This is a genomic window from Nocardia sp. NPDC050412 (assembly GCF_044458825.1).
GTDB lineage: Bacteria > Actinomycetota > Actinomycetes > Mycobacteriales > Mycobacteriaceae > Nocardia.
This window is the reverse complement of record NZ_JBITIJ010000007.1, coordinates 79,285-105,435: the sequence shown is the minus strand read 5'-3', so window position 1 is coordinate 105,435 and position 26,151 is coordinate 79,285. Positions and strand designations below refer to the sequence as shown.

29 protein-coding genes are annotated in these 26,151 nt (G+C 65.5%); 8 read left to right on the top strand and 21 right to left on the bottom strand.

Translation table 11 applies throughout. The features are described from left to right. Positions 1-48: 48 nt before the first annotated feature. The 4 genes from ACIBI6_RS20735 to ACIBI6_RS20720 all read left to right on the top strand — a co-directional run bounded on the left by ACIBI6_RS20735 (position 49) and on the right by ACIBI6_RS20720 (position 5,850). Positions 49-984 (top strand): RluA family pseudouridine synthase, encoded by a 936-nt coding sequence (locus ACIBI6_RS20735; protein ID WP_364355527.1) that lies wholly within the window; start codon positions 49-51, stop codon positions 982-984. A 41-nt stretch (positions 985-1,025) separates the two neighbouring features. Beyond that, positions 1,026-1,832 (top strand): lysostaphin resistance A-like protein, encoded by an 807-nt coding sequence (locus ACIBI6_RS20730; protein WP_396957396.1) that lies wholly within the window; start codon positions 1,026-1,028, stop codon positions 1,830-1,832. A 593-nt stretch (positions 1,833-2,425) separates the two neighbouring features. Further along, positions 2,426-5,167 (top strand): hypothetical protein, encoded by a 2,742-nt coding sequence (locus ACIBI6_RS20725; protein WP_396957395.1) that lies wholly within the window; start codon positions 2,426-2,428, stop codon positions 5,165-5,167. A 500-nt stretch (positions 5,168-5,667) separates the two neighbouring features. Then, positions 5,668-5,850, top strand: coding sequence for a hypothetical protein (locus ACIBI6_RS20720; RefSeq protein WP_396957394.1), 183 nt, complete (start codon positions 5,668-5,670; stop codon positions 5,848-5,850). A gap of 91 nt (positions 5,851-5,941) precedes the next feature. Here ACIBI6_RS20720 and ACIBI6_RS20715 read toward each other — a convergent pair whose 3' ends face one another. The 4 genes from ACIBI6_RS20715 to ACIBI6_RS20700 all read right to left on the bottom strand — a co-directional run bounded on the left by ACIBI6_RS20715 (position 5,942) and on the right by ACIBI6_RS20700 (position 10,767). Further along, positions 5,942-8,113, bottom strand: a complete 2,172-nt coding sequence (locus ACIBI6_RS20715; RefSeq protein WP_396957393.1) for an MMPL family transporter — start codon at positions 8,111-8,113, stop codon at positions 5,942-5,944. 41 nt (positions 8,114-8,154) lie between these two features. Continuing rightward, on the bottom strand, positions 8,155-8,589 hold the full coding sequence (locus tag ACIBI6_RS20710; protein ID WP_396957392.1) for an EXLDI protein: 435 nt from the start codon (positions 8,587-8,589) through the stop codon (positions 8,155-8,157). 184 nt (positions 8,590-8,773) lie between these two features. Then, positions 8,774-10,000 carry an MFS transporter gene (locus tag ACIBI6_RS20705; protein ID WP_396957391.1) on the bottom strand — a complete coding sequence of 409 codons (1,227 nt, stop codon included), beginning with the start codon at positions 9,998-10,000 and terminating at the stop codon, positions 8,774-8,776. A gap of 116 nt (positions 10,001-10,116) precedes the next feature. Beyond that, complete coding sequence (locus ACIBI6_RS20700) at positions 10,117-10,767, bottom strand: 2-oxoglutarate/malate transporter (RefSeq protein WP_364355545.1); 651 nt, start codon at positions 10,765-10,767, stop codon at positions 10,117-10,119. Between the two features lie 72 nt (positions 10,768-10,839). On the opposite strand from ACIBI6_RS20700, the gene ACIBI6_RS20695 reads away from it, so the two are divergent. Next, on the top strand, positions 10,840-11,475 hold the full coding sequence (locus ACIBI6_RS20695; protein ID WP_364355548.1) for a helix-turn-helix domain-containing protein: 636 nt from the start codon (positions 10,840-10,842) through the stop codon (positions 11,473-11,475). Positions 11,476-11,589: 114 nt separating this feature from the next. On the opposite strand, the gene ACIBI6_RS20690 is transcribed toward ACIBI6_RS20695, so the two are convergent. The 13 genes from ACIBI6_RS20690 to rpsJ all read right to left on the bottom strand — a co-directional run bounded on the left by ACIBI6_RS20690 (position 11,590) and on the right by rpsJ (position 17,599). Further along, a complete protein-coding gene (locus ACIBI6_RS20690; protein ID WP_364355551.1) occupies positions 11,590-11,895 on the bottom strand; it encodes an NUDIX hydrolase in 306 nt (101 codons plus the stop codon). A gap of 4 nt (positions 11,896-11,899) precedes the next feature. Then, positions 11,900-12,193, bottom strand: coding sequence for a hypothetical protein (locus ACIBI6_RS20685; protein ID WP_364355554.1), 294 nt, complete (start codon positions 12,191-12,193; stop codon positions 11,900-11,902). Positions 12,194-12,328: 135 nt separating this feature from the next. After that, complete coding sequence (gene rpsQ / locus ACIBI6_RS20680) at positions 12,329-12,610, bottom strand: 30S ribosomal protein S17 (RefSeq protein ID WP_040686553.1); 282 nt, start codon at positions 12,608-12,610, stop codon at positions 12,329-12,331. Further along, the gene (gene rpmC, locus ACIBI6_RS20675) at positions 12,607-12,846 is read right to left on the bottom strand and encodes a 50S ribosomal protein L29 (RefSeq protein WP_040686552.1); all 240 of its coding nucleotides are present in this window, start codon (positions 12,844-12,846) and stop codon (positions 12,607-12,609) included. Before rpmC ends, rpsQ begins: the two co-directional genes overlap by 4 nt. Further along, complete coding sequence (gene rplP, locus ACIBI6_RS20670; RefSeq protein WP_014981662.1) at positions 12,846-13,262, bottom strand: 50S ribosomal protein L16; 417 nt, start codon at positions 13,260-13,262, stop codon at positions 12,846-12,848. Before rplP ends, rpmC begins: the two co-directional genes overlap by 1 nt. 3 nt (positions 13,263-13,265) lie before the next feature. Beyond that, the gene (gene rpsC / locus ACIBI6_RS20665; protein ID WP_040686551.1) at positions 13,266-14,075 is read right to left on the bottom strand and encodes a 30S ribosomal protein S3; all 810 of its coding nucleotides are present in this window, start codon (positions 14,073-14,075) and stop codon (positions 13,266-13,268) included. Further along, a complete protein-coding gene (gene rplV / locus ACIBI6_RS20660) occupies positions 14,076-14,477 on the bottom strand; it encodes a 50S ribosomal protein L22 (protein ID WP_364355561.1) in 402 nt (133 codons plus the stop codon). Continuing rightward, positions 14,474-14,755, bottom strand: coding sequence for a 30S ribosomal protein S19 (rpsS, locus tag ACIBI6_RS20655; protein WP_040686549.1), 282 nt, complete (start codon positions 14,753-14,755; stop codon positions 14,474-14,476). Before rpsS ends, rplV begins: the two co-directional genes overlap by 4 nt. 15 nt (positions 14,756-14,770) lie before the next feature. Then, positions 14,771-15,607, bottom strand: coding sequence for a 50S ribosomal protein L2 (gene rplB / locus ACIBI6_RS20650; protein ID WP_364355565.1), 837 nt, complete (start codon positions 15,605-15,607; stop codon positions 14,771-14,773). Between the two features lie 33 nt (positions 15,608-15,640). Beyond that, entirely contained in the window at positions 15,641-15,946 is a 306-nt protein-coding gene (gene rplW, locus ACIBI6_RS20645) for a 50S ribosomal protein L23 (RefSeq protein ID WP_040686547.1), read from the bottom strand. Continuing rightward, positions 15,943-16,617: a 50S ribosomal protein L4 gene (gene rplD / locus ACIBI6_RS20640; RefSeq protein WP_364355568.1), complete on the bottom strand. Its 675-nt coding sequence runs from the start codon at positions 16,615-16,617 to the stop codon at positions 15,943-15,945. The genes rplW and rplD overlap by 4 nt, the downstream gene beginning before the upstream one ends. After that, complete coding sequence (gene rplC, locus ACIBI6_RS20635; RefSeq protein ID WP_040686545.1) at positions 16,614-17,279, bottom strand: 50S ribosomal protein L3; 666 nt, start codon at positions 17,277-17,279, stop codon at positions 16,614-16,616. Before rplC ends, rplD begins: the two co-directional genes overlap by 4 nt. Before the next feature lie 14 nt (positions 17,280-17,293). Next, complete coding sequence (rpsJ, locus tag ACIBI6_RS20630; RefSeq protein ID WP_003938093.1) at positions 17,294-17,599, bottom strand: 30S ribosomal protein S10; 306 nt, start codon at positions 17,597-17,599, stop codon at positions 17,294-17,296. 547 nt (positions 17,600-18,146) lie between these two features. Here rpsJ and ACIBI6_RS20625 point away from each other — a divergent pair. Together ACIBI6_RS20625 and ACIBI6_RS20620 are read left to right on the top strand one after the other, a co-directional pair. Beyond that, positions 18,147-18,623, top strand: coding sequence for a hotdog fold domain-containing protein (locus ACIBI6_RS20625; RefSeq protein ID WP_364355573.1), 477 nt, complete (start codon positions 18,147-18,149; stop codon positions 18,621-18,623). 190 nt (positions 18,624-18,813) lie between these two features. Further along, positions 18,814-20,007, top strand: a complete 1,194-nt coding sequence (locus ACIBI6_RS20620) for a lycopene cyclase family protein (protein WP_396957390.1) — start codon at positions 18,814-18,816, stop codon at positions 20,005-20,007. A gap of 42 nt (positions 20,008-20,049) precedes the next feature. On the opposite strand, the gene ACIBI6_RS20615 is transcribed toward ACIBI6_RS20620, so the two are convergent. Genes ACIBI6_RS20615 through ACIBI6_RS20605 form a run of 3 tightly spaced genes read right to left on the bottom strand, consistent with a single transcriptional unit; the run spans position 20,050 to position 22,723 of the window. Next, positions 20,050-20,904 (bottom strand): ABC transporter permease, encoded by an 855-nt coding sequence (locus ACIBI6_RS20615; protein WP_396957389.1) that lies wholly within the window; start codon positions 20,902-20,904, stop codon positions 20,050-20,052. After that, positions 20,901-21,683, bottom strand: a complete 783-nt coding sequence (locus ACIBI6_RS20610) for an ABC transporter permease (protein ID WP_396957611.1) — start codon at positions 21,681-21,683, stop codon at positions 20,901-20,903. The genes ACIBI6_RS20615 and ACIBI6_RS20610 overlap by 4 nt, the downstream gene beginning before the upstream one ends. A gap of 35 nt (positions 21,684-21,718) precedes the next feature. Further along, positions 21,719-22,723: an ATP-binding cassette domain-containing protein gene (locus tag ACIBI6_RS20605; RefSeq protein ID WP_364355582.1), complete on the bottom strand. Its 1,005-nt coding sequence runs from the start codon at positions 22,721-22,723 to the stop codon at positions 21,719-21,721. Positions 22,724-23,121: 398 nt separating this feature from the next. On the opposite strand from ACIBI6_RS20605, the gene ACIBI6_RS20600 reads away from it, so the two are divergent. Further along, positions 23,122-24,645, top strand: a complete 1,524-nt coding sequence (locus ACIBI6_RS20600; RefSeq protein ID WP_364355621.1) for an aldehyde dehydrogenase family protein — start codon at positions 23,122-23,124, stop codon at positions 24,643-24,645. Between the two features lie 233 nt (positions 24,646-24,878). On the opposite strand, the gene ACIBI6_RS20595 is transcribed toward ACIBI6_RS20600, so the two are convergent. Further along, positions 24,879-26,120 carry a TetR family transcriptional regulator gene (locus ACIBI6_RS20595; protein ID WP_364355585.1) on the bottom strand — a complete coding sequence of 414 codons (1,242 nt, stop codon included), beginning with the start codon at positions 26,118-26,120 and terminating at the stop codon, positions 24,879-24,881. Positions 26,121-26,151 lie beyond the last annotated feature (31 nt).

Genomic DNA, 26,151 nt, shown 5'->3' with positions numbered 1-26,151 from the left:
CGACCCGGCCGTGAGCTGGGGCTTCGTCGCCAACTAAGGTCATCGGTGATGAGACGCAGGCAGCAGCCGCCGTTGCCCAAGCGGCACGGCCTGGATCCGGCCCGGCTCCGCCTGCCGGAGCAGGGCGATTGGGCGACCATTCGCGACCATTTGGTGGACCGGCTGCCTCGCGTCCCCGCCACGCGGATCGATGAACTGCTGGATGCGGGCGGAATCGTCGATCTATCCGGTCCGGTCGCGCCGGACGCGCCGTATGTGCCGGGCGGCGCGGTCTGGTTCCATCGCGACCTACCGGACGAGACCGAAGTGCCGTTCGATATCCCGATCGTCTACCGCGACGACGATCTGCTCGTCGTCGACAAGCCGCATTTCCTGGCGACGATTCCGCGTGGCCAGCACATCCTGCAGACGGCGTTGGTGCGGCTACGTCGCGAACTCGACCTACCCGATCTGATTCCGGCGCACCGACTCGACCGCGTCACGGCGGGGCTGGTGCTCTTCGTGATCAATCCGGCACGGCGTGGGGCCTATCAGACGATGTTCCACAAGCGCACGGTGCGCAAGGAGTACGAGGCCATCGCCCCATTCGATCCGGAGCTGACGCTGCCGCGCACGGTACGCAGCCGGATCATCAAGGAGAAGCAGGTGCTCGCCGCACAGGAGGTGGCTGGCGAGCCCAATGCGGAGACCTGGATCGAGTTGCTGGAGCAGCGCGACGGACTAGGTCGCTACCGGCTACGGCCACTGACCGGGCGCACCCATCAGCTGCGGCTACATATGAATGGGCTGGGCATTCCGATCCTCGGCGACGACTTCTACCCGGTACTCACCGACAAGTCTGTGCACGACTTCACTCGGCCCCTGCAACTGCTGGCCACATCGCTCGAATTCACCGACCCGGTCAGCGGCGAACCGCGCCGGTTCGACAGTGCTCGGACGCTGCAGGCATGGGCGGATCCGCAGGGTTGGCGAGGTCGGAATTAACGCCGACAGTGCGTAGCGCGAAACAAGCTACGACCATGTTGATGACGCAAACCCCCGAAGCCGAACCCGTCGCGCCAGTTGCGGGCATCCGTAAACTGGGCCGGGTGCTTCAACAGGACCTCGACGAAGCGGCACCGCCCCGCCACAAACTGCACGCCTATCTCGACGTGGCCGTTGTGGTGATCGTCCTGGCCGGCACGAATCTGATCGCCCACTTCACCACCGCATGGGCGAGCATCCTTACCGTTCCGATCGCCGCTGTGGCGTTGCTCGCGCTCATGCGCCGACGCGGACTCGGCTGGGCCGAACTCGGACTCTCACCGCGGCACTGGCGACGCAGCACGCTCTGGGCGCTCGGTGCGGCCGGCTTGGTGCTCGCCGTGGTCGCGATCGGGGCGCTGCTGCCGATCACCCGGCAGTTCTTCCTCGCCGACCGCTACGCCACCATCTCCGGCGCACTCATCGCATCGATGATCGTCATCCCGCTGCAGACCGCGATTCCGGAAGAACTTGCCTTCCGCGGCGTCCTGCACGGCACGCTCGACCGCGTCTACGGCGTCCGCGGCGTCTTCGCGGCGGGCTCGCTGCTGTTCGGCCTCTGGCATATCGCCTCCTCGCTCGGACTGACTGCCAGCAACCGCGGCCTGACCGGCTTCATCGGCGGTGGCACGGCCGGTCAGATCATCGGCGTCCTGCTCGCCGTTTTCGCCACCGCCGCCGCGGGCGTCGTCTTCACCTGGCTGCGCCGCCGCAGCGGTAGCCTCCTGGCCCCCATCGCGCTGCATTGGTCGGTCAATGGCGCAGGCGCATTGGCCGCCGCCATCGTTTGGCACACCACCCTCACCTGAACCCGGGTCGAGCGTAAATTCCGAGCATGCCCCTCGGACACCTCGGCATCAACGTCACCGTCTCACTGCGGCCCGATCCTATTACGACGAGCTGACGCCGCTGCTCGACTACGCGCCGCTGCTCAGTGCGGCCGACCAATTCGCCTACTTGCCCGCCGACAACAGGCCCGGCACGTATATCTTCTTCTACCCCCGACGTCCCCAGCTACGTGCGCACCGCTCCCGGCCTGCAATACATCGCCTTCATGGTCCATACCCGAGCTGCTGTCGACCGCGTACACGCGTGGGCCACCACCCGAGGCGACGAAATCATCCACGCCCCACAAGAATTCCCCCCGTACCGGCCCCCGTACTACGCCCGCTCCTGGACCGGCCCCGATGGCCTCGTGCTCGAGGCGGTCTGCCACACGAACGCATGACGCCGTAGGACGACAGGGCGTCCGATTCGCGCATTTGTTCGAGTTTTCGGAGTGCGCAGCATTGACCTCGGACGGGTAGCGGTTTAATCTCGGTGCGATCACACATATGTTCGAGCATGTAGGTCTGCGTCGGTATGACACCTGCTATGACACCTGCTCCTGGGAAGGCTCGCGATGCGCGACAAACAGTCGACCGGTAGGTCCGAGATTGCCGCATTGGCCGAGCGGGTCGCGAATGCGCGGGGTCGGTTGCCGCTGCAGGATGACGCGGCGCTGGTGCAGGCGTTATCGGATGCCGAGATCGATGCGGAACGTGAACTCGCGCAATGGGTTCGGGCGCAACGACGGGGACAGCGGAAACGGGCGGTCCAGGACGAACTCGCGGCGGAGAAGCGTAACCGGCGGACCACGTCCGCCATCCAGCGCGCCGATGACGCGGACGCGCGCTGGCATCGGCGGGCGCTCGCGGCTCGACGGCGGGTCTCGAATCAGGATGCGCGCCTCGCCCAGTTGTACCGCCGGGCCGAATGGTCCTCGCGCGCATTGATCGCCGTCGTGGTGCTCGGCATGGTGTGGGCCGGGGTGAATGTGCAGCACAACCTGGTGCCCAGCGGGAATATGGCAGATCCCCTGTACTGGTTGAGCTATGGCATCGAGGCGATGATCTCGATCCCGATCATCACCATCATGGTGGCCGCGACCACGGCCGCCCGCTGGGGCCGCGAACTCGACCGCGGCAAGGTCGTCTTCTTCGAAACCGCGCTGCTCGGCACGACCATCGCGCTCAACGCGGGCCCGCATCTGGCCGCTGGATCCTTCGGCCAGGCCGCCGAATACGCGATCGCCCCGGTCATGGTCGGCGTCGTTATCTGGTTGCACGCCTGGGTTTCCGCGCGATACGCCCTGCTCATCGACAGCGTTCCGATGGTCGAGGACGAACCCGACCTGCCGCCCCGGCATCGGGTCACCACCGAACGCGGCGCACCTGTCGACACCTTCCGCGACGAACCCACCGACCGTCGAGAACTGCTCGCCGCCAAGGGTTTCGATCCCCTGCTCGACCAAGCCGGCGTCCGCTTCCCGGTCGATATCGATCCCCACGTCGCCGAGGCGGCGATGCGCGCCGCCCAACCCGACACGGTTCCCGTCTCACGCCTCGATTGCACGGAAACCCTGGTGTACCACGCGCAAAGCACGCGCTCGACCAACGGCCGTCTCACCCAACCGATCCCGAGCGAGGACTACCGGTCCAGGCACTCAGCGCATGGGTCGGATTCGATCCATGACACCGCGCGCACCTTTACCGACGCCAACGGCACACGGCCTGCGCATGCATCGGCCGCTGCCGCGAACACCTTCGACGAAAACCCATTGCACGCCGCCGAAGTCGATCAGCACATTGCACCCGGTGCCGCCGCGAGCGCCAGCCAGCGCTCGCCTCATGGCACCGTGCGTGTCCAGTCAGCGACGGCACAGGTACCCGCTCGCGACGCGCACACGAGCGTTACCCCAGCCGGATTCGATTCAGCGACCGCGGCGACGGCTGCCGACGCGCGTATTGCCCCTGGTGCCACCAGATTCGAGTCCGATACCGCACCTGCTACCACTGCCGATGAGCACACGACTTCCGCCGCCACAGGTTTCGCCCCCCAGACGGCTGCACCGAATGCTGTCAGCACACGCAACGAGCACACGGCCGTTGCCGACACCGCATTCGCCTCCCAGACCGCTGCCGATGAGCGCACAGCTTTCGCTGCCGCAGGTTTCGCCCCCCAGACGGCTGCACCGAATGCTGTCAGCATGCGCGACGAGCACACGACTGTTGCCGCAACCGGATTCGATTCCCAAGCTGCGGTGACTGCTATCGATGAGCGCGCGGCTGCCGCCGATATCGCTACCACGTCCGCGGCTAATGCTTCCGCTGGCGACGAGGTCACGGCCTCCGAGAAAAGCGGCGGCGATGCCCGGACGGCACCTGTGACCGCCGATCACGCGGCTTTTTCTGCCTCAGGCATCGACGTCCGGACCGCGACGGCGGCTGACTCCAGTACTGAGCGGGAGCGCACGCCCCCCGGTGCCACAGGCTTCGAGCGCGATACAACAACCACAGCTTCCGTTCGCGATGAGCGTTCCACTCGCGACGCGAGCACGACAGCTATTGGCGCAGAGGTCGAATCGCAGAAGGCCGCAACACGCCCCGCAGCGCAATCGCAGCTGAGCATCTTCGATACGGCGACTGTCGAGCCAGCACTGCAATCCAGTGATGACACCGCCCACACACCACGGGGCCGCGCACAGGCCGACAAGAGTCGCGCCACGGTTTCACGCACCGCGGCGACAGCAGGCACGGGCACGGGCACGGGCACGGGCACGGTAGCTGACACTCCCCGCCCCACGAAGTCCAGCATTCGCACCGAAACCCCCACGCGCACAAGTTCACCCGCCGATCCCCAGGGTGCCGCCCGTAGTTCCGTGGCACCCACCCCGGCCGAACGAATCACGCGAGCAATGGAGGTTCCCCTCCCTTCGAGCGCGGGCAACACCGCAACAGATCCCCAGGCGCAGACCGCAGAGGACGAGGCCGAGGTCAGGAAACTCGTTCCGGATGAAGCACCGCGCCGCACCACCAGCGAGGTGATCAGCGAAGTCGTGCAATCACTTTCGGCGGAGGACCTGCTGACCGAGAACCTCGGCTCCGAGAGCGATGATGTCGAGGTATGGTCGGTCGCCCGCGCGATCGCGGGCCGCGGCCTCTCGGTCATCCCGGTGGAACAACTCGCCGAAATCCTCATGCTCGCCGACCAATCATGGACCCCGACCAGCATCGGCGCAGAAGTCGGCCTCTCCCGCACCGCCATCGCCCAAGTCTTGGAATTCGCCCGACGAGTCCGCCGCCCCTACGCGATCAGCAGCTAGCGAGCCCCCGCCGCCGCGACCTCGGCGGCGGGTTCGAGCACGTATGCGTGAACAGTGCCCCCGTCGGTAGCGACCGTTCGCGACATGTCGCCTGTCGACACTGCGGGATATTGCGTGTCAACGAAATCACCGATAGCGGCCGATTAAGCACTGCGGCAGACTCGATACCGTCGCCGCCGAGCGCAAGGATCTGCTCGTGTGAGCGCATTGCGGCAGCGCACATTCCGCGACGGCGAGCGAGCAGCGGGTGGTCCGGGGGACTTGGCCTGGCTGTCACATTGACCGAAATGCAGGTGCTCGGGACCCGCGAGAGGTCGGACCTCAACTAATTAGCTGACCCACCATCTGGCCGACTGGACTTTCACCGACGTCCGACCCCACCTCACCGCAAACGAACTGATCGGTGAGATACGCGACGAAATCGACCGGCTGAACGAGCGACCGAACTCGACCGGCCGATGCCTCGCCGCACCGACTGGCCGCAGATCCGTGTCGCGGTCATGGCTCGACTGATACGCGCGAAATTCGACCAGCACCCCGAGATCGCCGCCGTCCTTCTCGGCACCGCACCGATCCGATACTCCGACTCGACGTCACCGCACTGGGACGAGCGGGGCCGCGACTGGACCGGTCGACTCCTGGAACTGACCCGTTCCGAGCTGGTAATCATCAGCAATGCATGAGACGAAAGGCCGTCCGACTTGGATATCCCAAGTCGGACGGCCCTGTTCACTCAACGGCTGAACTACCGGCGTTCCCCGGTAGACGCTGCCCCTAGTTGTTGTACGTATCCGAGTACGCGTACTGATCCGAGCGCGCATCCTGCGATTGCCCCTCGGACGCACCCTTCGAATCCCGGTCTCCATGCCCCGGCCACCAGGCCCGGTGCCCGATCAGCGCCGTCACCGCCGGGGTGAAGAACATCGCCATGACGAATGCGGCGATCGCGATGCCCACCGAGATCGCAAAGCCCATCTGCGACAGCACATTATTGCCGGCCAGCATCATCGAGGCGAAGGTGCCCGCCAGGATCACACCGGCCGCGGCGACCGTCGGACCGGTATGCCGAACCGCGAGGGCCGCAGCCTGTTTCGGCTCGTTTCCGGCCCGCGCCTCCTCACGCAAGCGAGCGACCATCAGAATGTTGTAGTCGGTACCGAGGGCGACCACGAACAGGTACATGATCACCGGCAGGGTGAAGATCAGTCCGGAATTGCCCTGGAGGTGCTGGAAAACCAGTACCGCGGCACCGAGCGTCGCGGCGAAGCCGAGGAAGACCGAGACCATCAGGTACCACGGTGCCACCAGACTGCGCAGCAGCAGCGCGAGCACGATCATGATCAGAATCGCCGCCACCGGGAACACGATCTTGTAGTCGTGGACCATCGCGTCCTGGAAGTCGACGTACACCGACGAGATGCCACCCACCACAGCGGTAGTGCCCGTGGGTGCCGACGAATGCGCGGCCGCACGCAGCGGATCACGCACCGTATCGAGCGCGGCATCCGATTCGGGCGCACCAATGAGGGTCACCTGGAAGTCGGCGGCCAGTCGGTCACTCGATACCGTCGGCGCGCCGACCTGACTCACACCCGGCACCGCCGCGAGCACGGCACGGTAGGCGGTGAGCTGGTCATCGTCGAGCGGTGCGCCGGTGTCCGAACGCAACAGCACTTCGGACGGTTGGGTCGCCCCGGCGGGCATCCCCTTGAGCAATTCCTTGTTGTAGACCGTCGATTCGGAGGAATCCGAGGTCGAGCCCGAGCTCAGATCGAACGTCGGATGGAAGCCGAACGCCAACACCCCGAGGGCCACCAGTAGCCCACCGGATACCGCCGCGAACGCACCGGGCCGCCGCCCCATCGCCGCGCCGGCCGCGCTGAAGCGCGCACCTTTCGGCTCCTGCTGCCACGCCTTGGACGGCCAGAACACCTTGGTGCCCAACAGCGAAACCACGGCGGGCACCAGCGTCAGCCCGGCCAGCAGCGCCACCGCGACGGCGATGGCCAGCGCGGGACCGAGCGCACGGAACATGCCGAGCGTCGACAGGGTCAGCGCCATGAATGCGATGATCACCGCACCCGCCGCCGAGGTGATCGCCTCGCCGACCTTGGTGACCGCACTGACCATCGCGGTCTTCGGATCCTCGCCGGCCCGCAGTCGCTCCCGGTACCGGAACATCAGGAACAGGATGTAGTCGGTGCCGACACCGAAAAGCACCACCAGCAGAATGGAATTCACCGAACTGTCGACCTTCAGATCGAAGGCCTTGCTGACCATCGCGATCAGGCCGCCGACAGTGCTGGAGATCGCGCCGATCACGACGATCGGCAGTAGCGCGATCACCGGACTGCGGAAAATGATCAGCAACAGCACCAGAATCAGCACCACTGTCGCGATACCGATAATGGCCATACCCTTTTCACCGGACTCGGTCTGATCCAGCATCTGCGCCGCTTGACCGGTGACGCCCGCCTTCAGATCCGTGCCCTGCACCTGATCCCGCAATGCGTCTCGCAGTTTCTCGACCGCATCGCTCTGCGTCGTATCGCCCGCATTGGTCACCTTCGTCATCTGCACGGCGGCGATCTGCACCAAGCGGTTCTCCGAGGCCGGAACGGCCTGGATGCCGATGACATCCTTGATTCTGTCGCCATTGAGCTTCGACGCGATTGCCGTCACGCTCGCCGAATCGGCCTCGGTTAGCGGTGCGCCGTCCGCGCGGACGAAGACCAGTAGCGCTGCGGGGGCCTGCTGCTGTGGAAATGCCTGCTGCTGCAATTGCATTGCCTGAATCGACTCGTAATGCGATGGCAGGAATTCGGATTGGTCGGTGGTCGATTTCAGTTGCGGCGCCGAGGCCACCACCGCGATCACGATGAACAGCCAGAGACCGATCACCTTCCACGGGTTGTGCACAACGATCGCGCCCAGTCGAGCGAACATGTGGGAGAAGTCCTTTCGAGGTCCGAACGAGCGGACCGGTCTCAGATGTCGAGTTCGTCGATCTTCGGACTCGTCGCGGTGTCGACGAGTTCGCGGTAGATGCGGGCCGGAACCCGCCCGGCGAGTTCCTCGACCGAGTCGACGATGTCCACCGTGTAGTCGCCCCAGGTCTGGTCGTCGACGTCGAAGATCTCGCGCCAGTTCTTCAGATCCCTGGTCCAATTCGTGAATGCGAAGTCCATCCAGTCGGCCTGCTGCCGGTGCACCACGTATTTGCCCTTGCGGCTCAGGTAGACCCGGATCACCGCGAGGCCCGACTTGGTGAATTCCCGTGCCTCACCGAGCTTTCGCCCGACGAAACGCTGCCTGTGCAGGCCGCCGGGACCGGTTTTGAGCAGCACATCGCGCATATCCGATGCGCTCTTATCAATATTGACCGTGACAGTGTCGGCCGGTGTGTGCGGATCCGCGTTCATGATTCCCCGTCCCATTAATAGATATGCAATAAAGCATGAGATCTACGCCAGCGGACCCCGATTCGGTCCGCTGCGATGAGTTGATCTGCTGTTTTCCGGTCCCCTCGAGCAGGCTCGTCAGCTTCCGTCGGGAATCACTATAAGTAGATGTATACGTATAACGCAAGGCCTGCATCGAGCGGCTTCAGATCGCGCCGACCGGCCGCCGCTCCCGGTCGACCCGACGCACCACCTTGACCAGCAGCAACAGTCCGATTCCGAGTCCGAGCCCGAGTACCGCGGCCGCCGCGAATCCCGCCGGGAAACCGCCCGCGTCGATCGCAACCCCGCAGAGCGAACTGCCGATGCCGTTGCCGAGCGTCATCGCGGCGCCGTGCCAGCCGATCGCCTCGCCGCGCCCGCCCTCCGGAACAATTCGACTCAACTGATCGACGGATGCGACAAGTGTTGGTGCACAAAGCGCTCCGGCGATGAGTCCGGTCACGCCCAGCGATAGCGGACCGACGGCGAAGCACATCGGAATGGTGACGACGCCGAGCCCGGCGAGCAGCACATACGTCGATATGGATCGATGCAACGCGCCGTAGACGAGCCCACCGACCAGCGAACCGAAACCCCAGACCGCCATGACCACGCCGAGCCACCGCTGCGCGCCGAACTCGCGAATCGCGGATACGAATGTCAATTCCGACCCCGCGAGCACCGCGATCGCCACACACGCGCCGATGCACAGCGCGACGAACTCGACCTGGAACCATTCGCGCCGCGGCACCGTCGCGGCCTCGGCCTTGTCATCCCCGCCCTTGACATCGCAGCGCAGCGGCGGATTGCGGACCCACACAAAGACTCCCGACAACACCAGCGCCATCTGCATCCCGAAGAGGGTGAGCGTCGTCGACCAAGCCGTCGCGGCGGCGACACCGAGCACCGGCCCGACCATGAACGCCATCTCCACCGAAACCGATTCCAGTGCCAGCGCCGGTTGACGGCTCTGCTCGGTCGTCGCCGCGATCACGGCCTGCCGCACTACCGTGAAGATCGGAATATCGAAAAGCCCGGCGACCGCCGCGAGCACCAACAGCGCCGCATACCCCACAAACGGCGCGATCGACCAACACACCGCCCCGACCACAATCGACGGCAGAATCGTCCGCCGCAATCCGAACCGATCCAGCATCCGCCCCCGCCAGGGCCCACTCGCCGCAACACACAGCGTCACAACTGAACTCAGCGCTCCCGCCTGCCCATACGACCCGTGCAACGTCTGCACCACATGCAACGCGAGCAACACCGCCCCGGCGAAAAACGGAATGCGAACCATCACCCCCAGTAGCAGCACACTGCGCACCGCCGAATCCGCCAACACCTCCCGATAGGCCCGCACCCGACCGAGCGTCCCACGCCCACCCACCCCACGCCACCAATTAATCCCATGATTCGATCCACAGCGCACCAACGTCGCGAGTTCAGATTCGCACGTACCCAAGCCTTTCGGATCCGGCCGAATCGCTCAGGCGTGATCGCGGCCTAATAGCGCAGTAGCTCGACGCAGTACACGAGAATCCAGCTGACCCAGCCGAGCCATCCGATGAGGCCGATGAGTGCGCCGCGGCTGGTTCCATTCGCGTTGTAGGGGCTGGTCGACGCGGAGATGAACAGTAGTGCGGCGCTGACGTATCCGAGCGACGCGTGCCAAACGGCGATAAGTCCGGTACTCACTCCGGCGGCGGTGAAGCCAAGCATCGCCATGGCGAGGAAGACCTGGTTGAACCCGAAGAGCACGTTGCTCAGCGCCCACAGGCCTGCCACCGAATCACGGTCACGCGAAGCGGCCGCGGCCATGCCGAATCGGAGTGCCTCGACGCAGGTGAACGTGACGTTCTGCATGAGCACTCCGGCGAAACCGACCAGGGCCCACGCCTGCGGTCCGGACCCGCCCTGCCAGAGCACCGATAACAACCCGGCGGCGAAGACGGTGAGGCACACCCACCCGGCCGGAGCCGCGACCGACGGTTTGCGCAGTGCGCCGCCGACGGAGGCGAAGGATGCGACGACGGTGTCGAAGCCATCCCTCGACACTGGAAGCGGTAGTCGGCCGCGCACATAGACGGCGTTGATCACGACCGCCAGCAGCACGAATCCGAAACCGCCCAGGCCTGCCAATGCGGTGAACTCCATGAAGCCACATCCTTCTACAATTAGCTTTAACGAGACTATATTGAATATAGTTAGCAACAACCCAGGAGGACAATGGAAGCGCAGCCAGACCGACGCCGCTACGACTCGCTGCGCCGACTGACGCAGGCCAAACAGACGCACGCCGAGATCGCCGAGGCCGCGCGCCGATTGTTCGTCTCCCAAGGCTGGACGGCCACCACGGTGCGCGAGGTGGCGCGCGAAGCGGGGGTTTCGGTGCCGACGGTATATGCGGCATACGGGAGCAAAAAGGGATTGGTCCAAGCCCTGGTCGATGCGGCCGACCTCGCGGCCGACCCGGCACGGATGGTCGCGGAGTTGGAAGCCACCCCCGCCCCCGAAAGCCAGCTCGCGGGAATGGTCGGCTATGACCGCAGGCTGTTCGAGCGCGCCGGAGATCTCATCGCATTGTTACGCGAGGCGGGCCGCGTCGAATCCGATCTGGCCGCTGTGTATCAGCAAGGCAGGCTCCTGGCTGATCGAACTCGCATCCAAGTGTTCTCTACCTGGCCCGACAACACCCTGCGCGTAGACCTCGACCTCCCCACCGCTGTCGACATCTACGCCGCCCTGTGCAATATCGACGTCTACACCACCCTCACCACCGAACGCCGATGGCCACCGCAACGCATCGAACATTGGTGGACCCAAGTCCTGACCCGCGAACTCCTCAACCCGCACCGCCCATAGGCGAGCGCGAGGGCAGTGGCACAAATGCAGCGCAGCTAGCCGATTCGCGGTGCGGACTAGAATCAACGAGCTGGACACCTCACGGCGCAGACTCGCCGTGCTCTAGGTACCGGGTCACAGCTTCGGCACGTGCGACACCGGCTTGCCGCAGACGTCGGGCGAGAGAGTCTTATCACCTTCGCCCTCGCTCGGTGCCCAGTCGTGGACGAGCAATCGCTTTGGCAGGCGGTCGATTCCGAGCTCTTCACGAACCTCGCGGCGGCACGCCGATGCGGGTGCTTCACCCGGCTCTACATAGCCACCGGGTATATCCCAACCATTGCCATAGGTCTTGTGTACCAACAGCACCTCGTCGCCGCGCACGAAAAGCGCTCCCGCCGCCAGCCGTGCGCGCGCAAAATGATTGTCCTCGTCGGTCATTGGTTCACCTCACGACATGCATCCGTTGGGCCAAGGATTGCAAGACGAACGAAGGACCGCCGTGCGCATTGCGCATCCAGGTGAGTACGAGTTGTCGGCTGAGGTAATGGTGGCGAACTTGTTCCGGTGCCGCCTGCTCGGCATCGAGTAGGGCCGATACCGAATCCTGTTGGCGACCTGCCAAATTGAATGCACGCGCAAGCTCGAGCTGGTGCCGAATCCGGCGCTCCACCGGCAGGGCGGAGGTATCCAGCCCGGGACCCAACCGAAGCGCGATCTGCACATCGCCGAGTTCCATCGCGGTGTTGACTCTGAATGATCCGAACCGCTGAGCAAATATGAAAAAGGCCCGCTTCCCAAATGGGAAGCGGGCCTTTGCTTTACCGCCGGAAAAGGCTGACCGTTTCGAGCGACCTGCAAGCAGTCGCTACGGTTACTTGGCCTTCTCCAGGACCTCGACCAACCGCCAGTGCTTGGTGGCCGACAGCGGGCGGGTCTCCATCAGCTGGACGCGGTCGCCGACACCGGCGATCTCGTTCTCGTCATGCGCCTTCACCTTGGTGGTGGAGCGAATGATCTTGCCGTAGAGCTTGTGCCGCGTGCGGTCTTCCAGCTCGACCACGATGGTCTTGTTCATCTTGTCCGAGACCACGTAGCCGATGCGGACCTTGCGGGTGCCGCGCTTGACCTCGGGGGTCACTTTCTCTTCACTCATGCCGCATCTCCCTTGCCAGCGGGTGCCGAGGCCAGGCCGAGCTCGCGCTCACGCATGACCGTGTAGATGCGCGCGATCTCGTGACGCACGACGCGCAGGCGACGGTTGTTGTCCAACTGACCCGTCGCCATCTGGAAGCGCAGATTGAACAGCTCTTCCTTCGACTCGCGCAGGCGGGCGACGAGCTCCTCTTCGTTGAGCTCGCGGAGCTCTGCGGCCGGTGTACCGGTAGCCATCAGAACTGCTCCTCCCTGGTCACGATCCTGCACTTCATGGGGAGCTTGTGCATCGCGCGGCGCAGGGCCTCACGAGCGATCTCCTCGTTGGGGTAACTCATTTCGAACATCACGCGTCCGGGCTTGACGTTCGCGATCCACCACTCCGGCGAGCCCTTACCGGAACCCATGCGGGTTTCGGCCGGCTTCTTGGTGAGCGGGCGATCCGGGTAGATGTTGATCCAGATCTTGCCGCCACGCTTGATGTGGCGGGTCATCGCGATACGCGCGGACTCGATCTGCCGGTTGGTGACGTAGGCGGGCTCGAGAGCCTGGATGCCGAATTCACCGAACGCGACCGAAGTGCCGCCCTTGGCCATGCCGCTGCGGCTCGGGTGATGCTGCTTCCGGTGCTTGACCTTCCGTGGCATCAACATGCGTCAGCCCTCCTGTGTTTCTGCCGGGGCGTCGGCAACCGCGGTAGCAGCGCCGGCACGCCCGGCCTCGGTGCTGGTCGCGGTGGTGCCTGCGGAACCGGACCGACGCGGGCGGCTCGGCCGCTCCCGACGCTCGCGGCGGTCACCAGCGGCGGGCGCGGCCGCAGCCGTGACCTCACGCTTGCCACCGACGATGTCGCCCTTGTAGATCCAGACCTTCACGCCGATGCGACCGAAGGTGGTCTTGGCCTCGTAGAGGCCGTAGTCGATGTCCGCGCGCAGCGTGTGCAGCGGGACGCGACCCTCGCGGTAGAACTCCGAGCGCGACATTTCGGCGCCGCCGAGGCGGCCCGAGCACTGCACCCGGATGCCCTTGACGTTCGGCGAACGCATGGCCGACTGGATGGCCTTGCGCATCGCGCGACGGAACGCCACACGGTTGGACAGCTGCTCGGCGACACCCTGGGCAACGAGCTGCGCATCCGACTCGGGGTTCTTGACCTCGAGGATGTTCAGCTGCACCTGCTTCTTGGTGAGCTTCTCCAGTTCGGCGCGAATGCGATCGGCCTCGGCGCCACGGCGACCGATGACGATGCCGGGACGCGCGGTGTGGATGTCGACGCGAACCCGGTCACGGGTGCGCTCGATCTCCACCTTGGAGATGCCCGCCCGCTCCATGCCAGTGGCCAGGAGCTTGCGGATGGCGACGTCTTCCTTCACGTAGTCCGCGTACTGCTTGTCCGCGTACCAACGCGACTTCCAGTCGGTGGTGATACCGAGGCGGAAGCCATGGGGGTTGATTTTCTGTCCCATTTACTTTGCCCCTCCCTTCCGGCGGTTACGAGTGGATCCACCGGCGGTGGGCACGCTCTCGACCTCGATGGTGATGTGGCTGGTGCGCTTGCGGATCCGGAACGCGCGGCCCTGGGCCCGCGGCTGGAAACGCTTCATGGTCGCGCCCTCGTCGACGTAGGCAGTCGAGATCACCAGGGTCGACGGGTTCAGGCCGAGGTTGTTCTCGGCGTTCGCCGCGGCGCTGGCCACGACCTTGGCGACCGGTTCGCTCGCGGCTTGCGGCGCGAACTTCAGGATCGCGAGGGCGTCCTCGACCCGCTTGCCGCGGACCAGGTCCACGACACGGCGAGCCTTCATCGGGGTCACGCGAACGTGCTTGGCGGTCGCGCGCGCAGTCGGGTTCTGAGTCTCAGTGGTCATCGCCGCTTGCTCTTCCGGTCTTCCTTGACGTGGCTCTTGAACGTCCTGGTGGGCGCGAACTCACCCAGCTTGTGGCCGACCATGGACTCCGAGACGAACACCGGCACATGCTTGCGGCCGTCGTGGACGGCGAAGGTGTGTCCGATGAAATCGGGGATGATGGTCGAACGACGGGACCAGGTCTTGATGACCTGCTTGCTGCCCTTTTCGTTCTGAACGTCCACCTTCGCGAGGAGGTGGTCGTCGACGAACGGGCCTTTCTTGAGGCTACGTGGCATTTCTTACCTCCTCCTTCAGCGCTTCTTGCCGGTCTTGCGACGGCGGACGATGAGCTTGTCGCTCGGACGGTTGGGCTTGCGGGTACGGCCTTCCGGCTGACCCCACGGCGAGACCGGGTGGCGACCACCGGAGGTCTTGCCTTCACCACCACCATGCGGGTGGTCGACCGGGTTCATGACGACACCACGGACCGTGGGGCGGCGACCCTTCCAGCGCATGCGGCCGGCCTTACCCCAGTTGATGTTCGACTGTTCGGCGTTGCCGACCTCGCCGACGGTGGCGCGGCAGCGCACGTCGACGCGACGGATTTCACCGGAGGGCATACGCAGCGTGGCGTAGGGGCCTTCCTTACCGAGCAGCTGGACACTCATGCCGGCGGCGCGGGCCATCTTGGCGCCACCGCCCGGACGCAGCTCCACGTTGTGGATCGTGGTACCGGTCGGGATGTTGCGCAGCGGCAGGTTGTTACCCGGCTTGATGTCGGCGGTGGGGCCGGACTCGATCGGGGTGCCCTGCACCACGCCCTTGGGGGCGATGATGTAGCGCTTCTCGCCGTCCACGTAGTGCAGCAGCGCGATATTGGCGGTGCGGTTCGGGTCGTACTCGATGTGCGCGACCTTGGCCGGGATGCCGTCCTTGTCCAGGCGACGGAAGTCGATCAGACGGTAGGCACGCTTGTGGCCGCCACCGCGGTGACGAGTGGTGATGCGACCGTGCGCGTTGCGGCCACCCTTGCTGTGCAGCGGGCGGATCAGCGACTTCTCGGGGGTCGACCGAGTGATCTCAGCGAAGTCCGAGACGCTGGAGCCACGACGGCCCGGCGTAGTCGGCTTGTACTTACGGATTGCCATGAGTTCTTCTCTGCTTTCTGGATTCCCAGGCGCTTACGCGACCGGGCCTCCGAAGATCTCGATGGGCTTGCTGTCGGCCGAGATGGTCACGAGCGCGCGCTTGGTGTCCTTGCGCTTGCCGTAACCGAAGCGGGTCCGCTTGCGCTTGCCCTGACGGTTGGCGGTGTTGACGCTGGTCACCTTCACGCCGAAGACCTTCTCGACGGCGATCTTGATCTGCGTCTTGTTGGAATCCGGGTGCACGATGAAGGTGTAGGTACCTTCCTCGATCAGTCCATAGGACTTCTCCGAGATGACCGGCGCCAGCAGAATGTCGCGGGGGTCGGCGATCGTGGTCACTTGCTCTCCTCCTGTGCGGATTCGGCGGGGCCGTGCACGAAGGCGTTCAAGGCCTCGACGCTGAACACCACTTCGTCGCTCTCGAGCACGTCGTAGGTGTTGAGCTGATCCGGCGCGATCGGGTGCACGAACTCCAGGTTCTGCACGCTCTTCCAGCCCGCGACGTCCTCACGTCCGAGGACGAGCAGGAACTTCTTCCGGTCCGAGAGCTCGGACAGGAACGACTTAGCGGTCTTGGTCGACGGGTTCTGACCCGAGACCAGTTCGGTGATCACGTGGATGCGCTCGTTGCGCGCACGATCCGAGAGAGCTCCACGCAGCGCGGCGCGGATCATCTTCTTGGGGGTGCGCTGGCTGTAGTCGCGCGGCTGCGGACCGTGCACGGTGCCACCACCGGCGAACTGCGGCGCGCGGGTCGAACCCTGACGGGCGCGACCGGTGCCCTTCTGGCGATACGGCTTCTTGCCACCACCGGAGACCTCGCCGCGCGTCTTCGTCGAGTGCGTGCCCTGGCGTGCGGCAGCGAGCTGCGCGATGACGACCTGGTGCATCAGCGAGATGTTCGCGGTGACATCGAAGATCTCGGCGGGGAGCTCGACGGTGCCGTTGGTCTTGCCGCCGAGTTCCTTGACCGGGAGGGTCAGATTGGTCTTCTTCTCGACGCTGGTCATGCGTGCGCACCACCCTTCACTGCGCTCTTGACGGTCACGACGCTGCCCTTGCGACCGGGGATCGCTCCCTTGATGAGCAGCAGGCCGTTCTCGGCGTCCACCTTGTGAACCGAGAGGTTCTGCGTGGTGACGCGGTCGTTACCCATGCGACCCGACATGCGCATGCCCTTGAACACGCGGCCGGGGGTGGCGCAACCACCGATGGAACCCGGGCGACGGTGCACCGCCTGGGCACCGTGCGAGGCGCCCTGACCACGGAAGCCGTGGCGCTTCATGGTGCCTGCGAAGCCCTTGCCCTTGCTGGTGCCGGTGACGTCGACGTAGGCGCCCTCTTCGAAGACATCGGCGTTGATCTCCTGGCCGACCTCGAAGGTGGAGGCGTCCGCGACCCGGATCTCGGCGACGTGGCGGCGCGGAGTGACACCGGCCTTGGCGAACTGACCGGAGACCGGCTTGTTCACCTTGCGCGGGTCGATGGCGCCGAAAGCGACCTGGACGGCGCTGTAGCCGTCGCGCTCCACGGTGCGGATCTGGGTAACGACGTTCGGTCCGGCCTTGATGACGGTCACGGGGACGACGCGGTTCTTGTCGTCGAACACCTGGGTCATGCCGAGCTTGGTGCCCAGGATGCCGGCCGCTGGCCTGTTCTTGTTGTCAGTCATATCTCGAGTCCCCGTCACTGAATGTTGACGTCGACGCTGGCCGGCAGGTCGATGCGCATGAGGGCATCAACCGTCTTCGGCGTCGGGTCGAGGATGTCGATCAGCCGCTTGTGCGTCCGCATCTCGAAGTGCTCGCGCGAGTCCTTGTACTTGTGCGGCGAACGGATGACGCAGTACACGTTCTTTTCGGTCGGCAACGGCACCGGCCCGACCACACGGGCCCCGGTGCGGGTCACCGTCTCCACGATCTTGCGCGCGGACGCGTCGATCGCTTCGTGGTCATAGGCCTTGAGCCTGATGCGGATCTTCTGTCCCGCCACGCTAAGTGTCCTTTTCTCCGCTTATCGTTCGTGGTCCGGAAGCCGGCTTCCGTACCACCTTCAATTGCACAGCCCGAACACACGAAGACGTCCCAGCCCGAGTGGATCAGGCCCGGAGGAGGCAGCCTGCGCAACCACGCAGGTCCCCCGCTCGGGCAGATCCAACACAGTGAGACCGCGACCGGGCACCGCCCGATCCTCGCCGCTGTTCATCTGTCATGGTTCTCCGGTCCACGCGGTCGGGCGTGTCGCCCCTCCGCTCATTCCTCGGCCCCGGTTCGAAACTTCACCTGGCCTGGAACGTTTGTCCCGGACGCACCCACGCTGGATGTCCAGCGAGGTACACGATTGGGTGTTGCTCGCCTCACCACCCGCCACAACCGTCGAACGGCATGACCCGGTGCAAGGCAACCCGAACAGTATGCCCGACCGCGTTGGCGACTTCAAATCCGCCCCCCGCCAATGACTCCTCAGCAGGTCAGGTTGTGAATCCCGGGCGCGCCCCGGTCGCTACCCGCACGAACTTACTTCCGAGTAAGATAAGGGCATGACGAAACCGACCGCGACCCATCGGATCTGGAACAAACTGCCGGACAACCGGCTCGGGCACACCCTGTTCTCGCTCGGCATGGTGGCCCGGGTGCCCTACTTCGGCACGGTGCTGCCGAGCGTCGTGCGGTTGGAGCCCGGACTATGCGAGGTGACCTCGCCGAAGTGGTTCGGCATCCACAACCACCTGGGCACCTTCCATGCGATCGCGGCCTGCAATCTGGCCGAGGTGGCGATGGGAATGCTCAGCGAGGCCACGGTGCCCGATACCCACCGCTGGATTCCCAAGGCCATGAATGTGGAGTACCTGGCCAAGGCCGAGACCGGTCTGCGCGCAGTGGCCGAGCTGGCCGAGGTACCCGACTTCACCCAGATCACCGAGGGGCAGGAGCTGACCGTCCCGGTCTCCATCTACGACAAGCACGGCCGCGAGGTGGTGCACGCCGACATCACCACTTGGATTACACCCAAGTAGGCAACACCGTGAACGCGGCGAAGTCCCAACGCCGACGCGGCCGGTGCCCTGCGCCAGCGAGGTACACACCCACTGCGCGACCTACACACTATTTTCAGCGGGTGTGCAGGTCACACGGGGGTGTGCGGTTGGCCGCACCTACGGGGAGCATTGTTGCGGGCGAACGGGGGGAGCGGATTGAATGCGGAATATGAGCGACAGGGCGGTCCGGGAATTCGACCTCTGCGTGGTCGGGCTCGGACCGACCGGTCGGGCGCTGGCGCATCGGGCGATGCTGGCCGGGTTCCGCGTCGCCGCCGTCGATCCGCGGCCGGACCGGCTCTGGATGCCCACATTCTCCTGCTGGATCGATGAGCTGCCGGAGTGGTTGCCGTCGAGCGCCATTGCCGCGCGCATTCCGAAGCCGACGGTCTGGACGAAGTCCGAGCATCGGATCGACCGCCCCTACTGCGTGCTCTCGAAGACCGGACTGCGCGATGCCCTGCCGCTCGACGACGCCACCGTCATCGCCGGGCGGGCCACTCGCGTCGAGGCCAATGAGCTGGAGCTCGCGGACGGCACGGCTTTCAGGGCCACAACAGTTTTCGATACCCGCGGGCTGCCGACACTCGGACGGCGTCGAGCCGCCAGCGCGCACGGCATCTTCGTCGACGCCGAAACCGCCGCGCCCATGGTGACCGAAGGCGAGGGACTGCTGCTGGATTGGCGTGCGGAGAACGGCGCGGGACCGAATGAGCCGCCGTCGTTCCTCTATTCCGTCCCGCTCGGTGACGGCACAGTGATCTTCGAGGAGACCAGCCTCGGCCTGCGCGGCGGCATGCCGCAGCACGAGTTACGCAGGCGCACCCTGAATCGTCTCGCCGCACACGGCATCCGACTCAAAGGCGACGAACCGACCGAGGCTGCGCACTACCCACTCGACCAGCCACCGCCGAAAAAGGGTACCGCCCAGGCGATTCCTTTCGGCTCCCGCGGCGGCATGATGCATCCCTGCACCGGCTACAGCGTCGCTGATTCGCTGGCTTTGGTCGACACCGCCGTCGAAGCCCTGCGACAAGGCCGTGACCCCATCGCCGAACTCTGGCCACTGCAGGCCCGACTGGTGTACTGGATGCGCATGCGCGGCCTCTGGGGCATGGGCCGCCTGACGACCGAACAGTCCATCGCCATGTTCGACACCTTCTTCCGCGCCTCCCCCCGCGGCCAGCGCGCCCTGCTCTCCGCCCACGACGACTACACCGCGCTCGGCGCCGTCCTCTTCAACACCGTCGCCCGCACCTGGCCGTTTCGCTGGCGCTACGACCTGGTCGGCTGGACGAACCGGAACCGCTGGGCCGATTTCGAATTCGCCGCAGCCGAACGCGAGGAAGGCCGGATCGGCTGACCCGGACCCGCGAGCCATCCGAACCCGCGGGGACCCGATACGTCAGGCGCCGGTTTCGGCGGCGCGCTGGTAGCCGCGGATCGCGGGGTACGCGAACACGACGATGAGCCCGAACACCCAGGCGATGGTCTTCAACAGTGGGTCGGCGACGGCACCGCCGTAGGACAGTCCCTTCATCGCATCGATGGCGCAGCTCATCGGCTGATTCGCGACCACGTCCTGCAACCAGGTCGGGTAGGCGATCACCGGCACGAACCCGGAATTGAAGAACATCAGCAGGGTATTGACGATGCCGATAATGCTGACCAGCATGACGCCCTCGGTAATGGTTGCCAGCGCCGTGACCAGCACCGCGAAGCCGACTCCGAACAGCACCGGAATGCCGATCAACGCGATGGCCGCCAGCGGACCCTGCCCGAAGCGGAAACCGAGGCAGAAGCCGACCACGATCACGAACAGCGTGGTGACCAGCACGCGGACCGCTTCGGCGCAGAGCCTGCCCGTCAGTCCAGCCGCCCGGTGCACCGGCATGGTCCAGAACCGACCGAGCAGTCCGGTGTACTTCTCGCCCTTGAAGCCGAGCGCGCTGACCACCGCACCGGACATCGCCGCGACCAGCGTGATCAGCGCGACCTGTCCGTAGATGCTCGGTTTACCGGTGGCCGCGGTAATCGAATTGCCGAGCACGACACGGAACATGAACAGTGTCAGCGCCGGATAGATCAGCGTCTGGATGGTGGTCGCGGGATCGCGCGCCCACACCAGCAGCAACCGCCTGCACTGGATCAGGCTGTGCGCGATCCAGGTCGACAGCGCGCGTTCGGATGGCGTGGCCACCCGCGGCAGCGGGTCGAATCCGTCCACCTCGATGCGCTCCAAGGTCTCGACCGAACTCATGACCGCCTCACACTCGCCCAGATCGCCAACGGGGTGAAGACGATCGCCATACCGCCCAGCCAGGTCAGCGGCACCCACAGCACATCCCAACTCACCCCGTCATGCGCCATATCGCGCAGCGCGAAGGAGAACTGGGAGATCGGCTGATTGCGCACGAACGGCCGGATCCACATCGGAAAACTGCGTTCCGGGACGAATCCGCAGGACAGCATGCCGAAGATCAAGGTGGGCAGCGTCAATGCCTGACTCAGCGATTCCGGACTCTTGGTCAGGCTGCCGAGCGCGTCCGCACCGAGTGCGAGGACGGTACCGACCGCGATCGAGAACACACAGAACAGCACGGCCTGACCGAGTCCGGCGATGAAATGGAAGCCGATCATGTAGCCGAAGATGATCGCCGCGGTCAGCGCGGTCAGCGAACGCACCAGGCCCGCGCCGATGCGAGCGCTCAATGGCACCAGTGCGCCGATCGGCATCGTCTGTAGTCGGGTGCTCAGACCGGTCAGCGCCTCGTATGCGGACAGCTGCGCATTCGACATCATCGTGAACGCCATGGTCTGCAGCACGATGATCGGCATGACGAACTGGGCGTAGTCGATACCCTGGAACTTCATGACGAACCGCAGCGGCAGATAGAAGCCCAGGGTGAACACCAGCGGGGTGACCATCGCGACGATCAGTTCGCCCTTGACGGCCATGGTCCGCACAATGCGTCCGGCCAGCGCGCGCCACTGCGCGAAGTAAGAGAGCCTGGCCACGGGCAGCTCGGCGAAGAGCAGCGCCGAATCGGCCCGCTCGACGGTTCCGGAACTCACTAGTGGCCGCCCGAATGGCCGGTGATGGAAAGGAAGACATCGTCGAGCGACGGCCTGCGCAGTGCGATATCGGCCAATTGGATCCCGGCGGCATCGAGCCTACGCAATGCCTCCGACAGCGTGGCCGCGCCGTCGGGGGCGGGAATCGAAATCCGGTCGCCGCCATCGATATCGGCGAGTACGGCGGCGGGCACCAGATCACCGAGTGCGTTGGCGGCCTTGCCGAGCTGACCCGGAACCAGTGGGACCACCTCGCAGTAGCTGCCGCCGGTCTTCTCCTTGAGTTCGTCGGCGGTGCCCTCGGCGATCACCGTGCCCTTATCGATGACGATGATGTTGTCGCTGAGCACATCGGCTTCCTCGAGGTACTGCGTGGTGAGCAGCACCGTGATGCCCTGATTCTTCAGCGCGGTCACCAGATCCCACACGCCCTGCCGGCTGCGCGGATCCAGACCGGTGGTCGGCTCGTCGAGGAAGACCACCTCCGGCCGCACCACCAATCCGCAGGCGATATCGACCCGACGACGCATACCGCCGGAATAGTGGCGCACCGCGCGACGGCCCGCGTGCACCAGGTCGAATTCCTCGAGCAGGGTGTCGGCGCGCTTGCGGGCGGCCGATTTGCCAAGTCCCATGAGTCGGCCGAACAATTCCAGGTTCTCCCGGCCGGAGAGGTTCTCGTCGAGCGCGGCGTACTGGCCGGTCATCATGATCGAGCGGCGCACACCCGCCGGATCCTTCAGCACATCGTGGCCCGCGACCACGGCGGTGCCGGAGTCCGGGCGCAGCAGGGTCGACAGCACTTTCACCATGGTGGTCTTGCCCGCACCGTTGGGCCCGAGGATGCCGAGCACACTCGCCCGCGCGGCGGTGAAGCTGATGCCCTGCAGCGCGTGCACATCGCCGAATGACTTCCGGACATCCGCAACCGCGACCGCCGCGTCACCACCATCGACGGGTGGTGGCTCGCTGGTATGCGAATCCGCTTGGTTCAAACTCGGCATCAACTCTCCACTGTGTCTGATCGGCGGCGTTCGCGGGGCCGGGGCGGCGACCGCGGGTCGCCAAAAGCGTGGGCATGAATACGTCCCGGTTGGTGATCCCTGTCGCCACGCGTGATGTTACCGGCAGAGCCATCCCTGCAGGGCAGACCGCGCCATACCCAGCGGACTGCAGCCTAAGTGTGTGCTTACTCACATTTCTTTCCGCCGACCCACCCGACCGGAGAACGCCGCTGGTGACGGCCCTCGAGGGGCAGCATAGGGGCGGTAGCGACACCTTGTCCGGCCGTCGCGGCGCCCATAGTCTGCTAGACGGGGGAAACGCACTCACTCGTTTGCGGCAGCGCTGCTTCGCCAAGCGTTCAGCGACCTGCGGCGGATCGACCCTGCGAGAGGTGACCATGGCCGAGACCGCGCAGCCGAGGCTGGCAGCGCATACGGGAGGATCGGGCCGACCGAACGTGCTGACGTCCTATGACCCGCGCACCGGCGAAATCGTCGGCAACTACGCCGTGATGGGCGCGGGCGAAATCAACCGCACCGTACGCGCCGCACGCTCCGCTGAAAAGTGGTGGGCGGAGCTGGGATTCAGCGCCCGCAAACGCTGGCTACTGGATTGGAAGCGCAGTATCGCCAGGCGCGCAGGCGAATTGGTGGAAATCCTGTGCGAGGAAACCGGAAAACCGGAGGCGGACGCGGCAATCGAGGTGATGCTCGCCGTCGAGAATCTGGATTGGGCGGCCCGCAATGCCGCACGCGTGCTGGATCGACGCAAGCTCGGCGCCACCTGGCTGACCCGCAATCAGCACGCCTCCGTCGGCTATCTGCCGCTCGGCGTGGTCGGCGTGCTCGGGCCGTGGAACAACCCGGTCTTCACCCCGATGGGCTCGATCGCCTACGCGATGGCCGCGGGCAATGCCGTGGTGTTCAAACCCGATGAACTCACCACCGGCGTCGGGGTCTGGCTGGCCGACAGCTGGAACAAACTGGCGCCGAATCAGCCTGTGCTGCAGGTCGTTACCGGGGATCACGCCACCACCGCGGCTCTATGTCGGGCAAAGGTGGACAAAATCGCCTATGCCGGTTCGGATGCGGGCTCACGCGAGGTGATCACGCTGTGCGCGCAGACCTTGACGCCGGTGGTGGTCGAACGGAACGGCAAGGGCACCATGGTGGTTCACGTCGACGCCAAACTCGACGAGGCCGCCGAGGCCGCGGTATTCGGCGCGATGGCCAATGCGGGCCAGAACTCCACCGGCATCCAGCGGGCTTATGTCGCCAACTCCGTCTACGACCGATTCCTGGAACTGGTGATCGAACAGGCGCGGCGGCTGCGGCCCGGTGCGGATAAGCGCGCGTCCTACGGTCCGATGATTCTGGAATCGCAGGTCGAGGTGGTGCGCAAGCAGGTGCGCGACGCAGTGGCCAAGGGCGGGCGCGCGGTGGTCGGCGGACTGGATTCGATTCGCGACCCCTATATCGAACCGATCGTCTTGGCCGAGGTGCCGGAGGAGAGCCTCGCGATCACCGGCGAAGGCATCGGGCCATTGCTGATCGTCAACAGGGTCGCGAATATGGACGAGGCGGCGCAGCGGATCAACGCGGTCGGCAATGGTGTCGCGGTGTCGGTGTTCACCCGGGATGTGCACGGTATCGAATCCTTCGCCGAGCAACTGCGGGTTGGCGTTGTGACCATCAATTCTTCGACCACGTATGCCGGGATTCCGGCGCTACCCTTCGGTGGGGTCGGTGAATACGGACAGGGACACCATCACGGCGATCAGGGACTGCGCGAGTTCAGCCGGACGTTGGCGATCGCACGCAAGCGGTATCGGGCCCCGGTCAATCTGTCCACCTTCGACCGGCACTCACGGCATCTGCGCACGGCCAAAGCGATCTTCCGGATGCGTCACGGAGGTGTTTGATTTGCCGCGCCTGCGGCGCGACCCGTTCGCGGCCCATGGTGTCTCGCGTCCGTGCCGTCGAGACTCGCTCCATCGGGGTCGTAATGGCGGGCCCTACAGCACCTGATGCACGCGCGTGCTGCAAGGGCGAGTCCCGCGCCTGCAGCGCATACGCTTCGACAACTCAGAAGCGAGACCGGCCGCGAACGCCGCTCGTAAGACACGCTCCGTTGGGGGCGACGATCGTGCGAGCGTCAGCCCAGAAGGACGGCCTCCATCAGGGCGCAGACTCGGGCCAGTTGTTCGGGGCGTGGGTCGAATTTGGTCAACCGGCCCACGTCGATCACCTGAGCGATGGCGGCATGCACGCGAAAGCGCGCCTCCACCGAGTCGCCGTCGAGCAGGTTGGCCCACTCCAGCACGTTCTGGCGCTGGATGGCGCGCAGCTTGTGCTGTTCGGCCTGCGGCAGGTTGCTGAATTCGGCGTAGTAGACCGGCATGATCTCCGGCATCGCGAAGGTGAGCCGGGCCTGGCGGTAGGCAATGCGCCGCACCGCGTCCGGACGGCTGGTGGCCTCGGCCAGCGCCTCGGTGATCGCGATGGCCACCCGGTCGCCGGTGCGGTGGAAGGCGGCGGCGAGTAGATCGGCCTTGCTGCTGAAGTACCGGTAGACGCTGGAGGCGTTGATGCCGACGGCCGCGCCGATTTCCTCGATGCTGGCCTCGTGATAGCCCTGGCGACCGAAGATCCGGATCGCCTCGGTGAGCAGCTGTTCGCGTTTCGAGGTGACCGGCAGGCCGCGGGTGGCCGGTCCGGGCGTGGGCTCGGTCGGTGCGGGCGGCAGTTCAGCGCGCAGGATCGACCAGCTCATCTCGCGCAGCAGTGGCATCAGCCGGGCGGTGGCGAGCGTGGTGCGATGCGAGGAGATGCTGGCGATGGCGCTCAGCACGCCGGCGGCGAGCATTGCCACGTCGGCGGGCGGTGCGCTGGGACGCAGCTGTCGGATCGGTTCGGCGAGCGTCGCGTTGAGCGCGTCGTAGACCTTCCTGATCCGGGCGCGGTCGTCGGCCTCCAGGTAGCGCCGCTCCCAGCGGTACAGTCCGGCCTCGCGACGAATATCGATGGTGTGTTCGCTGATCGCCTTGATCAGCGCGTCGAGCCGGGATTGCGGCTCCAGATTCGGATCGTCCGCGGCGCGCGCGACCTTCAGCAGATGCAAGGCACCTTCTTCGGCGGCCGCGACCAGCAGCGCGTACTTGTTCGCGAAGTGGCGATACAGCGCGGGCCCGGAGATGCCGACCTCCGCGGCGATCTCGTCGACGCCGACCGGGTAATACCCGCGTTCGCTGAATGCACGCGCGGCGGCCCGGATGATCTGGACCTTGCGATCCTTCGGGCGACGCCGCACCGTCTGGGCCGGCTCCGCCCCCGTCCTGTTCCCACCCGCGTCGGGCCGCGCGGAAGCGAGACCGACCTCGCTGCGATCCGCGACCATGTAGCTCTCCGTTCCGGTGCGGCGCCGTTGG

What these genes read in the sequence shown, in the direction of transcription:
- ACIBI6_RS20735 (WP_364355527.1), top strand. Translation starts at nt 49, where the DNA reads ATGAGACGCAGGCAGCAGCCGCCGTTGCCCAAGCGGCACGGCCTGGAT.
- ACIBI6_RS20730 (WP_396957396.1), top strand. Translation starts at nt 1,026, where the DNA reads ATGACGCAAACCCCCGAAGCCGAACCCGTCGCGCCAGTTGCGGGCATC.
- ACIBI6_RS20725 (WP_396957395.1), top strand. Translation starts at nt 2,426, where the DNA reads ATGCGCGACAAACAGTCGACCGGTAGGTCCGAGATTGCCGCATTGGCC.
- ACIBI6_RS20720 (WP_396957394.1), top strand. Translation starts at nt 5,668, where the DNA reads ATGGCTCGACTGATACGCGCGAAATTCGACCAGCACCCCGAGATCGCC.
- ACIBI6_RS20715 (WP_396957393.1), bottom strand. Translation starts at nt 8,113, where the DNA reads ATGTTCGCTCGACTGGGCGCGATCGTTGTGCACAACCCGTGGAAGGTG.
- ACIBI6_RS20710 (WP_396957392.1), bottom strand. Translation starts at nt 8,589, where the DNA reads ATGAACGCGGATCCGCACACACCGGCCGACACTGTCACGGTCAATATT.
- ACIBI6_RS20700 (WP_364355545.1), bottom strand. Translation starts at nt 10,767, where the DNA reads ATGGAGTTCACCGCATTGGCAGGCCTGGGCGGTTTCGGATTCGTGCTG.
- ACIBI6_RS20695 (WP_364355548.1), top strand. Translation starts at nt 10,840, where the DNA reads ATGGAAGCGCAGCCAGACCGACGCCGCTACGACTCGCTGCGCCGACTG.
- ACIBI6_RS20690 (WP_364355551.1), bottom strand. Translation starts at nt 11,895, where the DNA reads ATGACCGACGAGGACAATCATTTTGCGCGCGCACGGCTGGCGGCGGGA.
- ACIBI6_RS20685 (WP_364355554.1), bottom strand. Translation starts at nt 12,193, where the DNA reads ATGGAACTCGGCGATGTGCAGATCGCGCTTCGGTTGGGTCCCGGGCTG.
- rpsQ (WP_040686553.1), bottom strand. Translation starts at nt 12,610, where the DNA reads ATGAGTGAAGAGAAAGTGACCCCCGAGGTCAAGCGCGGCACCCGCAAG.
- rpmC (WP_040686552.1), bottom strand. Translation starts at nt 12,846, where the DNA reads ATGGCTACCGGTACACCGGCCGCAGAGCTCCGCGAGCTCAACGAAGAG.
- rplP (WP_014981662.1), bottom strand. Translation starts at nt 13,262, where the DNA reads ATGTTGATGCCACGGAAGGTCAAGCACCGGAAGCAGCATCACCCGAGC.
- rpsC (WP_040686551.1), bottom strand. Translation starts at nt 14,075, where the DNA reads ATGGGACAGAAAATCAACCCCCATGGCTTCCGCCTCGGTATCACCACC.
- rplV (WP_364355561.1), bottom strand. Translation starts at nt 14,477, where the DNA reads ATGACCACTGAGACTCAGAACCCGACTGCGCGCGCGACCGCCAAGCAC.
- rpsS (WP_040686549.1), bottom strand. Translation starts at nt 14,755, where the DNA reads ATGCCACGTAGCCTCAAGAAAGGCCCGTTCGTCGACGACCACCTCCTC.
- rplB (WP_364355565.1), bottom strand. Translation starts at nt 15,607, where the DNA reads ATGGCAATCCGTAAGTACAAGCCGACTACGCCGGGCCGTCGTGGCTCC.
- rplD (WP_364355568.1), bottom strand. Translation starts at nt 16,617, where the DNA reads ATGACCAGCGTCGAGAAGAAGACCAATCTGACCCTCCCGGTCAAGGAA.
- rplC (WP_040686545.1), bottom strand. Translation starts at nt 17,279, where the DNA reads ATGACTGACAACAAGAACAGGCCAGCGGCCGGCATCCTGGGCACCAAG.
- ACIBI6_RS20625 (WP_364355573.1), top strand. Translation starts at nt 18,147, where the DNA reads ATGACGAAACCGACCGCGACCCATCGGATCTGGAACAAACTGCCGGAC.
- ACIBI6_RS20620 (WP_396957390.1), top strand. Translation starts at nt 18,814, where the DNA reads ATGAGCGACAGGGCGGTCCGGGAATTCGACCTCTGCGTGGTCGGGCTC.
- ACIBI6_RS20615 (WP_396957389.1), bottom strand. Translation starts at nt 20,904, where the DNA reads ATGAGTTCGGTCGAGACCTTGGAGCGCATCGAGGTGGACGGATTCGAC.
- ACIBI6_RS20605 (WP_364355582.1), bottom strand. Translation starts at nt 22,723, where the DNA reads ATGCCGAGTTTGAACCAAGCGGATTCGCATACCAGCGAGCCACCACCC.
- ACIBI6_RS20600 (WP_364355621.1), top strand. Translation starts at nt 23,122, where the DNA reads ATGGCCGAGACCGCGCAGCCGAGGCTGGCAGCGCATACGGGAGGATCG.
- ACIBI6_RS20595 (WP_364355585.1), bottom strand. Translation starts at nt 26,120, where the DNA reads ATGGTCGCGGATCGCAGCGAGGTCGGTCTCGCTTCCGCGCGGCCCGAC.